This window comes from Gracilibacillus sp. YIM 98692 (assembly GCF_010993965.1).
In the GTDB taxonomy this organism is placed as follows: domain Bacteria; phylum Bacillota; class Bacilli; order Bacillales; family Amphibacillaceae; genus Gracilibacillus.
Map to the genome: position 1 here is coordinate 1 of NZ_WIXM01000056.1, position 9,004 is coordinate 9,004.

10 protein-coding genes and 1 other RNA gene are annotated in these 9,004 nt (G+C 37.0%); 8 read left to right on the forward strand and 3 right to left on the reverse strand.

Annotated features, from left to right (window positions below):
• Positions 1 to 218: 218 nt before the first annotated feature.
• Entirely contained in the window at positions 219 to 1,439 is a 1,221-nt protein-coding gene (gene hmpA, locus GHD00_RS20480) for an NO-inducible flavohemoprotein (protein ID WP_163540044.1), read from the reverse strand.
• Between the two features lie 181 nt (positions 1,440 to 1,620).
• Here hmpA and GHD00_RS20485 point away from each other — a divergent pair, with 181 nt between their 5' ends.
• The gene (locus GHD00_RS20485) at positions 1,621 to 2,052 is read left to right on the forward strand and encodes an RrF2 family transcriptional regulator (RefSeq protein WP_163540045.1); all 432 of its coding nucleotides are present in this window, start codon (positions 1,621 to 1,623) and stop codon (positions 2,050 to 2,052) included.
• Between the two features lie 32 nt (positions 2,053 to 2,084).
• Here GHD00_RS20485 and GHD00_RS20490 read toward each other — a convergent pair whose 3' ends face one another.
• Both GHD00_RS20490 and GHD00_RS20495 read right to left on the reverse strand, forming a co-directional pair.
• On the reverse strand, positions 2,085 to 3,377 hold the full coding sequence (locus GHD00_RS20490; protein WP_163540046.1) for a glycoside hydrolase family 18 protein: 1,293 nt from the start codon (positions 3,375 to 3,377) through the stop codon (positions 2,085 to 2,087).
• Positions 3,378 to 3,447: 70 nt separating this feature from the next.
• On the reverse strand, positions 3,448 to 3,969 hold the full coding sequence (locus tag GHD00_RS20495; RefSeq protein ID WP_163540047.1) for a cysteine hydrolase family protein: 522 nt from the start codon (positions 3,967 to 3,969) through the stop codon (positions 3,448 to 3,450).
• Between the two features lie 131 nt (positions 3,970 to 4,100).
• On the opposite strand from GHD00_RS20495, the gene tadA reads away from it, so the two are divergent.
• The 7 genes from tadA (at position 4,101) to GHD00_RS20530 (ending at position 8,455) form a co-directional block, all read left to right on the forward strand.
• Positions 4,101 to 4,589 carry a tRNA adenosine(34) deaminase TadA gene (gene tadA, locus GHD00_RS20500; protein ID WP_163540048.1) on the forward strand — a complete coding sequence of 163 codons (489 nt, stop codon included), beginning with the start codon at positions 4,101 to 4,103 and terminating at the stop codon, positions 4,587 to 4,589.
• Positions 4,590 to 4,667: 78 nt separating this feature from the next.
• Positions 4,668 to 4,933, forward strand: an RNA gene (ffs, locus tag GHD00_RS20505) — signal recognition particle sRNA large type.
• Positions 4,934 to 5,228: 295 nt separating this feature from the next.
• Positions 5,229 to 6,917 carry a DNA polymerase III subunit gamma/tau gene (gene dnaX / locus GHD00_RS20510; RefSeq protein WP_163540049.1) on the forward strand — a complete coding sequence of 563 codons (1,689 nt, stop codon included), beginning with the start codon at positions 5,229 to 5,231 and terminating at the stop codon, positions 6,915 to 6,917.
• Positions 6,918 to 6,941: 24 nt separating this feature from the next.
• Positions 6,942 to 7,265, forward strand: coding sequence for a YbaB/EbfC family nucleoid-associated protein (locus tag GHD00_RS20515; RefSeq protein WP_163540050.1), 324 nt, complete (start codon positions 6,942 to 6,944; stop codon positions 7,263 to 7,265).
• Between the two features lie 12 nt (positions 7,266 to 7,277).
• Positions 7,278 to 7,874, forward strand: a complete 597-nt coding sequence (recR, locus tag GHD00_RS20520; RefSeq protein WP_163540051.1) for a recombination mediator RecR — start codon at positions 7,278 to 7,280, stop codon at positions 7,872 to 7,874.
• 15 nt (positions 7,875 to 7,889) lie between these two features.
• Positions 7,890 to 8,111, forward strand: a complete 222-nt coding sequence (locus tag GHD00_RS20525) for a YaaL family protein (RefSeq protein WP_163540052.1) — start codon at positions 7,890 to 7,892, stop codon at positions 8,109 to 8,111.
• Positions 8,112 to 8,194: 83 nt separating this feature from the next.
• On the forward strand, positions 8,195 to 8,455 hold the full coding sequence (locus GHD00_RS20530; protein WP_163540053.1) for a pro-sigmaK processing inhibitor BofA family protein: 261 nt from the start codon (positions 8,195 to 8,197) through the stop codon (positions 8,453 to 8,455).
• Positions 8,456 to 9,004: the final 549 nt, after the last annotated feature.

Consider the following 9,004-nt stretch of genomic DNA (forward strand, 5'->3'; position numbering starts at 1 on the left):
ACCATCCTGACAGCGTAGGAAATATACGTAGACTCCTGCGGGAAAAGCAACGGCTGAAGATCCCGCAAGAAGTGTATTTTGCTTCCGAGGAAGCTGAAGCGTTGCCCGCGGAAAGCGAAGTATATTTCCGAAGCGTCATTTAAACTCTCACCCTACAGTATTGCGCAGTTTGGTTCTACTACGAAGTTTTTGGAAAAATGATTAGGATCTTCAATGGACTATTCTATGTCTCCTTTTGGTCCGAAAAATTCATAGTTGATGTTTTCTTCGCTGACATTCCATTCTTTTAAAGCATCGTTGATAGCTTTCATAAATGGCTCCGGGCCACAGAAATAAAAGGATGCTTCTTTTGTTGGTAAAATAGATTGTAAGAAAGGTAAATCAATATATCCCGTTTTGTCACATAATGAACGGTCAAACGGCTTGTCATATACCGTATAGACGTGAACTTTATTGTTTTGTTCTTCTAGACTTTTTACTCTTTCTTTAAATCCATGGACTTTCTCATGTTGAGCAGCATGAATATAATACACTTCTCGATCCGGTTGTTGGTCAATGACTGTTTCTAACATGCTAGTTAATGGAGTTAGTCCAACACCACCGCTTATCAGAACAAGCGGTTGTTCTTTTTCATCTAACACAAAATCCCCTGCAGGCGCACTAATAGATAATTTGTCTCCAACGATTACTGATTCATTTAAATAAGAAGAAACAGTACCTGCTGGCTGCTTTTCAGTTGCTGCTTCTTTTTTGACACTAATGCGGAAGTATTCCTCATTCGGTTTACATGACAAGCTATACTGACGTTGGCAAGTGTATGGTAATTCAGGGATTTCCACTTTCACTGTAATGTATTGGCCTGCTTGGAATGTTGGTATGGATTGGTTATCGCTTGGTTTTAAATAAAAGGATGTTATAACTTCGCTTTCCTCTATTTTATCCGTTACAACGAATTCACGATATCCCTTCCATCCCCCTGGTTGTTCTTCAGCTCTCTGATACATTTCCTTTTCTACTGCAATAAAGACATCTGCTATGACTTGATAAGCTTTTCCCCATGCTTCGATGACCTCATCTGTTGCAGCATCGCCAAGCACATCTTTCATTGCCCCTAAGAGGTTTTCGCCGACAATGGGATAATGTTCTGGTTTAACGTTCAAACTTCTATGCTTGTGAGCGATTTGCTTCACAACTGGTAAAATATTTTCTAGTTGGTCAATATTAGCGGCAGCTGCATATACAGCATTTGCTAAAGCCTGAGGCTGCTTTCCTTTTCGCTGATTTGTTTGGTTAAAGATATTTTTTAATTCTGGATGACTTTGGAATAATCGTTCATAAAATCTGGAAGTAATGGCTTGACCGTGCTCTGCTAATACAGGTACTGTAGCTTTCACCGTTTTCATTGTTTGTTGATCTAATAAGGTGGTCTGAGTAGTCATAGGAATTCACTCCTTATTTATTTAAAAAAAGATGTATTTTTTATACATCTTTATAATAAAACATTTTATTACTTATGGCTATAGGTAATAAAAGAAATGTTTGACAATTCTGTTAACCATTAAAATGGTATCTAAAGAACAGATACGGTAAAATAGGAGAGAGGAAGGAGCAAAGGCGATTATGCGATTAAAGAAATATACGGATTACGCTTTGCGTGTTTTAATGTATACGGCAACGAAGAATGAGGAAAAGGTAAGCATAAAAGAAATAGCGGAAACCTTTTTTATTTCATCTGAGCATATTCGAAAGGTTGTCCATCAGTTAAGTAAAGCGGAGTATATTGAAACAACGAGAGGAAGAAATGGCGGGATTGTTTTAGCCAAAAGCCCAACTGACATTAATATCGGGTCAGTGATTAGAATAATGGAAAATGATTTTTATTTATTAGAGTGTTTTGATGATGGACATAATCAATGTGTGATTACCCCTGCATGTCATTTAAGGCATGTTATAGGAGAAGCGATGAACGCCTTTTTTCAAGTATTAGATCAATATACATTGGCGGATTTAATGGAAAATAAAGAAGAACTGAGGGCTTTAATGAATCAATAGGGAATCAGTCAATTTGACTGATTCCCTATTGATTACTGCCCTCTTTTTCTAATTTGAAATTGATCTTGCAGAAGTACCCAATTTTGTGGAAATGCTAAACCTAGCTTCCAGTAACTAATCCCTCGTAAGTTTTTCTCTTTAATTAAATCGAATTTAGCTTGAATGGATCTTGCATCTTCGACCCAGACTTCGTGCTGATTTCCCTCTTCATCATAATAAAAAAAATAAGGTGCTTGAGCTTCTGTGTCAAACTCGATTGCTTGATTATTTTCACGTGCTAACTGAATGCCTTGTTGTGGACTTATGGCATCTGCGATATCCCCACCAGGCTCATATGGCAGTGTCCAATCATAGCCATATAAATTTTGTCCCAGCATAATTTTATCTGCAGGCATTTCTGTTAAAGCGTAATTTACTACATCTGTTACGGGCCCAATAGGCGAAACAGCCATCGCAGGCCCACCGCTATAACCCCATTCATATGTCATAAGTACTACAAAATCAACAATCTCACCATGTGCTTGGTAATCATGGGCTTCATACCATTGTCCAGTTTGTTCTGCACTTGTTTTAGGTGCTAAGGCAGTGGATACAAGCAACCCTGCATTATGCAATCTCTGAGTTGCCTTTTCTAAAAAAGCTCTGTAATCTTGTTTCGTTTCAGCCGGCAAAAATTCAAAATCGAAGTGAACATCACCGTATCCTTGTTCATTAGCAGTTTGGATAATTTGTTCAAGTAAACGATCCTGCACATTCTCATCCGTTAAAATGATTCGCCCGAGTTCTTGACTGAAACCACCTTCTTCCAAATTAGTCACAACAAGCATTAATACTGCATTGTTTTCCTGTGCGATTTGAGGGAAATCATTTAGTGGCGGAGGGATAAGGTCCCCTTCTCTTGTTACTTGATAGGAGAAAGGGGCAAGATACGTTAAAGATTCACTATGTTTTCTTGCGGCATTTTCCAATGTTTCCGAAACAGTACCTCCTGTTGGCTCAATATAGGCATTTACTTCTATTTCTGGTTTTGTTCCTTCTGGAATATACAAAGTCATGCCAACGGACAATGGCTGATACATATTAATTTGATTGGCATTTGCTATTTCAGATGCAGAAAGACCAAACTTTTGCCCAATGGAATAAAGACTATCTCCAGGTTGAACGGTGTAAAAATCCCCATATATAGGTATAACTAGACTTTGACCAACAACCAGGCTTTCTGTTGCATCTATTTCATTAGCATTAGCAATGGACTGATAGGAAATACCGTACTGATTGGCAATGTTATATAAGGAATCTCCTTGTTTTACGGTATAAATTTGCACAGATTGCTCTCCTTTCTAACCAATTCTCTACCCTTTCCTACCATATGATGAAAATAAAAATTTAGAACGGTTAGATTGGATCAGTTTTTGCTTTAAATATTTTTTCCATGAGTTTTAATGCTTCCTTATTTTGATGAGGACTGTTAGATGCGATACAGTTTTTAGGAATATATAAATCATACCCTCGCATATGAGCATCATTGGCTGTGAATAGCACACAAATATTGCCTGCAATACCTGTAATAATTAATTGAGTAACATCTAATTCCTTCAATAACGATGATAATGGTGTGCGAAAAAAGCCCGATAACTGTGGTTTGATTAAAAAATAATCATAAGAGGTCGGTGCTAATTTATCGATAATCTCTTGGTTTTGTTGATTTAAACAAGCATCACATATTTTTTTGAAGTCTGTCTCCCATGTCTGGTAATGGTCATTAACATAAATAACAGGAATATGGTTCCTTTTTGCATATGTTTTTAATTCTATTAAAGGATTCAGGATTTTCTTCGTTTCATTTAATAGTAAGTAGCCTTCTTGAAATTGAAAATTATTTATAATGTCAATGATTAAAATAGCGGTTTTATTCATCATCTGCACCTCTGTTATCTATTATAAAGATATCTTTCCCATATAATGAAAAAATCATGGGACATAACTTGCAGAAAAGTTAAATCTTTTGCATAGTAAAGATAAAGAATAAAGAAAAAGTGTGGGATATGATGACAGATCAAGAATATATGCAATATGCCTTAGAAGAAGCTAAAAAAGCAGCAACATTAGGAGAAGTACCAATCGGTGCTATCATTGTATACGAAGAGGAGATCATTGCTTCTGCCTTTAATTTACGAGAAAAATTACAGACTACCAGTTCGCATGCGGAAATGCTTGCGATTGATAAAGCAAATGAGTCGATTGGAAGCTGGAGATTAGAAAATTGTACGTTGTATGTAACCTTAGAACCTTGTCCAATGTGTGCGGGTGCTATCTTACAATCGAGAATTCCTCGAGTTGTTTATGCAGCTAGTGACCCTAAGGCAGGTTGTGCGGGGTCGGTTTTTAATCTGTTACAGGATAATCGTTTTAATCATCAAGTGGATGTTTGTGCAGGAGTATTGGAGCAGGAATCCAGTGAATTGTTGTCTGCCTTTTTCCATGCATTGCGTCAAAAAAAGAAACAGCAGAAATTGGATAAAAATGAAAGTAATTAATAATTGCATTTTTTGAAAGAACAAGTTATACTAATAAATGCGCTACTAACAGCGCAACTGAATATATTAGCAAATTTGCCGTGCTAGGTGGGGAGGTAGCGGTGCCCTGTACTCGCAATCCGCTATAGCGAGACTGAATACCTTGCTGAGGTGGCAATGCTTTAAGGTCTGCCTTAAGGAATTAGTGTGGACACTTGGGTCCTGCGCAACAGGAACTCGTGAACTATGTCAGGTCCGGAAGGAAGCAGCATTAAGCGATTTCTCCTGTGTGCCGCGGGGAAGCCTGGGTCGAGCTATGAACTTGAGTAACGCTTAGAGCATTGACATCGAGGTTTGGTGCACGGCTTTATGATAGAAATAACAACCTCTTGTTGAAAAACAAGAGGTTTTTGATTATATATAAAGAGAGACTTCCATCAGTGGGGCTTCATCCCCTGCTGATGGTTAGCGAAACTTATCAAGGTGCTAGCGTCCGTTATCCTCCACTTATACTTCTATTATTCTAATTCTTGAAGTGAGGGTCTTACGGGCGATTGTTCACCGCGATAAAAAATCATACTCGTTTTTGTTTGGCGGATTTGCTACAATACATATATATGAAGTAATTATGAGAACAATGTTTAAAAGGGGATCAAAAAAATGGGTTATCAAGCGCTATATCGAGTATGGCGTCCAAGAAGTTTTGAGGATGTTGTCGGACAAGAACATATCACTCGTACCTTGCAAAATGCGATTATGCAAGATAAGTTTACCCATGCTTATTTGTTTTCCGGTCCTCGTGGAACAGGAAAAACAAGTGCTGCCAAGATTTTTGCAAAAGCTGTAAACTGTGAAAATGGCCCAGCACTAGAGCCTTGTAATCAATGCTCAGCTTGTCTTGGCATTCAAGACGGTTCTATTTCTGATGTTGTCGAGATTGATGCAGCGTCTAATAATGGTGTGGAACAAATTAGAGATATACGTGATAAAGTAAAATACGCACCTAGCTCCGTAACGTATAAAGTATATATTATCGATGAAGTACATATGTTATCGATTGGTGCCTTTAACGCGTTATTAAAAACATTAGAAGAACCCCCGAGGCATGTGATCTTCATTTTAGCGACGACAGAGCCGCATAAAATTCCTTTAACCATCATCTCTCGTTGCCAACGTTTTGACTTTAAAAGAATTTCACAAGCTGTGATGGCTGATCGAATGGAAGCGATTGTGAAGGCTGAAAATTTGAAAGTAACACGTGAAGCTCTAGAGGTAGTAGCACTTACAGCTGAAGGTGGTATGCGTGATGCTTTAAGTTTATTAGATCAAGCTATTTCTTATAGTGAGAAAGAAGTTGGTTTAGATGATGTATTAGCTGTGACGGGGTCTGTTTCGCAGGCGAAGCTTTCGCATGTGATTCGTTCGATGTTTGAACATAAGATACAGCAAGCGTTGTTGGATATTGATCAGCTTATACAAGAAGGTAAAGATCCTGGAAGATTTGTCTTTGATTTAATATACTATTTAAGAGATGCCTTGCTATATCAAACAGCACCGTCCTTAGAAAATGTTTTAGAAAGAGCGATTGTCGACGATACTTTTAAGGAGTTAGTAGAGCTGTTAGACGCGGAATGGATACAACTCGCGATAAAGGAATTAAATCAATGCCAGCAAGAAATAAAATGGACGAACAGTCCTAAAGTGTTTATTGAGGTAGCCGTATTAAAAATCTGCGAACAACCAAAAAAGCAATCAATGCCATCCGATACTACATATGAAAAGTTAGAAAGAAAGATTAACGAACTAGAAAAAGCGATTAATGAACGTAGTCAGAGTACATCAGAAACAGTTCAGCAGAAGCAAGCACCAAGAAGAAATACACCAAAAGGCAGAAATTCTTATAATGTTCCATATGAAAGGATTCGCGGTGTTTTGGGTGAAGCTACAAAAGCATCTCTAAAGCAGGCTCGTTCCCAATGGCCGAATTTTATGGAAGCATTAAAACAACAAAGTGCTCAAGCACATGCCACGATTCAAAACAGCAAACCAAGTGCTGCTTCCGATGATATAGTGGTTATTTCTTTTCGATATGAAATACACTGTACACTTGCACTAGAGAATAAGCAAACGATAGAATTAGTATTATCACAAGTAATGGGAAAAGAAATGACCTTTATCCCAATTCCAGAAGCGAACTGGCAAACATTAAGAGAAGAATATGTTAGAAAGCAGCGACAGCAAGATTCAACAGACTCTTTTCAAGAACAACAAGAAGAAAATGAAGGGCCAGTAGTGGAGGAAGCGCGTAAGCTATTTGGTGATGATATAATAGAAATACATGATTCATAACTCAAAAAATTAGGAGGGATTGCCATGCGTGGTGGAGGAAATATGAACAAAATGATGAAGCAAATGCAAAAAATGCAAAAAGATATGATGAAAGCACAAGAAGAGTTGCAAGAAATGACCTTTGAAGCAACTGCTGGTGGTGGAATGATTAAAGTAGTAGCAAACGGAAAAAAAGAAATTATCGATATTGAAATTGATGAAGAAGTAGTGGACCCTGATGATATTGAAATGCTGCAAGATCTTATTTTAGCTGCTACAAATGAAGTGTTAAAAGAAGTAGAAGAAAAAACAAACGATACAATGGGCAAATTTACAAAAGGTTTAAATTTACCTGGAGGTATGTTCTAGGAGGAGTACTTCATGTATTATCCGGAGCCAATATCAAAGCTTATTGACAGCTTTACAAAATTGCCAGGAATCGGTCCTAAAACGGCCGTCCGCCTGGCGTTCTTTGTTTTAAATATGAAAGAAGATGATGTGTTAGACTTTGCTAAAGCTTTGGCAAACGCAAAGAGAGAACTTACTCATTGCGGTATTTGCGGTCATATTACAGATCAAGACCCATGTGCTATTTGTCAGGATGATACTCGTGATCAATCATTGATTTGTGTGGTGCAAGACCCGAAAGATGTAATAGCTATGGAAAAAATGAAAGAATTTAGCGGGAAATACCATGTCTTACATGGAGCGATATCTCCAATGGATGGAATTGGTCCAGAAGATATTAATGTGCCATCTTTAATCAATCGCTTAAAAGACGAAGAGGTGAAAGAGTTAATATTGGCCACAAATCCGAATATAGAAGGAGAAGCAACCGCCATGTATATTTCCAAGCTAGTCAAACCATCAGGTATTAAGACGACAAGGATTGCGCATGGTTTGCCAATGGGCGGGGATTTAGAGTATGCCGATGAAGTAACATTATCCAAAGCGCTGGAAGGGCGAAGAGAAGTGTAATAGTAGGTGAGAAAAATGTTACGTTCAAAAAAGAAAGTTAATATGTTAGAAAAAGAAATACTCAAAAAAATCAATCACTTAAAAAGCGAATGGAAAAGTATAGAGGCAATTATGGATCGAAGCATTGAACCAAGTGAACTTGGCCAATATGATTTAACATTAACAAAAATGAAATATCTTTATCTGTTAAGAGAGGCAAAAGTCAGAAATTTATCAGCGCTTCATACAAAAAAATAAAGAAGTCACATTTTTACTTCTAACCTTGTCTCCTAATTCATACATTACTAGTAACTATTAAAATGGCAAAGGGGACAAGACGTATGAATGGTTGGGTTATTTTTGCCTTAGTGACACTTATAGCGGTTTTGTTAATAAAAGGAGTACCTGTTAAATTGGTGCGATCTGCTGGACAAGGTATGATCAAAATAACAATCGGTGTTCTATTCTTGTTTTTCTTTAATTTATTCGGAGCATCATTTGGTTTACACCTGCCAATAAATGTTTTTACAGCTATTATAGTTGGATTGTTAGGTATTCCAGGAATAGCTTCCTTAACAGCAATTCATTTATTTGTTCTATAAATAATAATCAATAGAGGTATGAGGGGGATTTCATCTCCCTCATTTTTTTATTCATTAGGAAATTATAAAGTTTTAGCAGGAAAGTTACTCGACGTAATGAAATTTTAAGGTTTGAAGTATAAGGGCAGCTAAGGTTATTGTTGTAGTCAAAGGTCAAGTTTTCTAAAAGCTTGTAAATCGGTAAAGCAGATATAGAAAGAAGAATAAAAAAGATCTTGCGTATGAAATATCTGTATGCTATTATAGTGAAGTCGCTTTTTTGAGAGGCGGAACCAAAATAATAGCTTTTAAAAAAGTTATAAAAAATCATTGACTTAAACACATCGAAATGATATATTTGAGAGGTCGCTTCAAAAGAGGCGAGCGAAACATTAAGGCGAACAAAAAAAGTTATTGACATTATTAATCTATTTTGTTATTATTAATAATTGTCGCTAACAAAATTGATCTTTGAAAACTGAACAAAACAACCAGTATGTTACGTACATGCTAGCTTACAAAAGCGAGCAAACGTTAAAGAACAGTTAAGAAACAAACTTTTTTGGAGAG